At 34.6% G+C, this 1,474-nt stretch carries 1 protein-coding gene; it reads right to left on the bottom strand.

Annotated features, from left to right (window positions below):
* Positions 1 to 228: 228 nt before the first annotated feature.
* Positions 229 to 1,332, bottom strand: a complete 1,104-nt coding sequence (locus tag ACSX1H_RS19280) for a hypothetical protein (protein ID WP_439185887.1) — start codon at positions 1,330 to 1,332, stop codon at positions 229 to 231.
* Positions 1,333 to 1,474: the final 142 nt, after the last annotated feature.

The following is a 1,474-nucleotide window of genomic DNA, read 5'->3' on the forward strand; positions in this document are numbered from 1 at the left end:
CAAGAAAAGTGGCCAAGCTATGCTACGTTTTGGTTTTTTGGCGGATGACCAAAATGCTACTGCCGATACAGAAACCCCGAAATAAGCTACAACGGCCTGCGGTATGAAACGTTGCGCATTTCGAAGCACTTTCTTATCAAGCCGCTACACCGTTTAGTAGGTGATATGTAGTTCAAATTTAGCACTATCCGCGCAATGTTTTATGACCGCTTGTTGTGTGCATGTGGTTTATATTTGTTTCTCTTCAAAAGTCTGATTGTCAATCAATACTAAATTAATATTTTGGTCAACTCCATTACTTTTAATATAATCAACTGTACTTTTAAGTCTTGATGTTACTCCTTCATTTTGCCACAAATCTTTAACTACAAAGAATTTAATTGTATAATCAGGTTTCGTATTAAGAAATACAATGTCAATCCGTTGGTTAATTGGGAAATAGCCTTTTAATCTTTTGACTGTATTCTCAACCTTTTTTACATCTTGTATTGGCATGGATGAGTTATAATAGATTGTATGAAAATCATTAATCTGATATGGCTGCAAATAAAGTATCGGTTCATACACTTGCTGATTATCATATTCTATCTCCTGAAGTTCAAAGCTATTTAGCAAGTTGATATCGGCGAATCCTATTTCAATTTTCTTATCCAGATTTAAGTTGTAATTAAGATAGTTCTCAAATCCGTTAAAATCAGAGAGCAACATTGAATCAGATAGAACTGAAGTATCAGGAAGTACAAATCTAAGTCTATAGAAATTACGTTCTGTATTTAAGAATAAATCAGCACCTTCACTACCTTCCATAAATCCGGATTGCTTAATCACAGATGCTATACGTTCTGATTTTAAATCTTCAATGTCTTTGCTGTAATGTAAATTTATATTTTCATCTACGATTATGTTTTTTTCATAACCCTCAGTTGGTATTACAAAAATCACAGCGACTATGAATGTAGCAATTATCATGAGCCCAATTAATCCGTAACCTGCAGCTTGCCAATTTGATGCCTTTTGACCTTCATTTGCTAAGAAATCTTTAATTTTTTGTCCTTGAAGTTTTTCTACTAATCCAGCGATTATTGCTGTGTAGATTAATGGAATCAATTGTTGTGGGATTTTATCAATAATATTCTCAGGTATCATAAAAATTCCTGCAAACATTAGAATGGTTGAAAGTATCCCTATGAAAATTGAATTTCTCGCAGCATTCTCATTACCGAATCTTTTATAATTTTTGGAGATTAAAAATCCTGCTGCAATTGGTCCTCCAAAAAATGTTGCAACTGAAATCGCTTTGTTTGTGAAAATTTTCTGTGAATTGTTTTCCATTTATTAGTAATTAAGTTCAATTTATTCTGTGTCGTGCCATTGCACACAACGGTTGGCCGCATGGCGCTGTAGCAGATTCTGCGTTGAGATTGTCCGTCCGAGAGGACGAGACCATCGAGGCGGGAATCTGCCCAACCAAAGT

Source organism: Carboxylicivirga taeanensis (assembly GCF_051851475.1).
GTDB classification, from domain to species: domain Bacteria; phylum Bacteroidota; class Bacteroidia; order Bacteroidales; family Marinilabiliaceae; genus Carboxylicivirga; species Carboxylicivirga taeanensis.

Bases quoted from the DNA above. Each gene is read 5' to 3' on its own strand.
- ACSX1H_RS19280 (WP_439185887.1), bottom strand. From the start codon at position 1,332: ATGGAAAACAATTCACAGAAAATTTTCACAAACAAAGCGATTTCAGTT.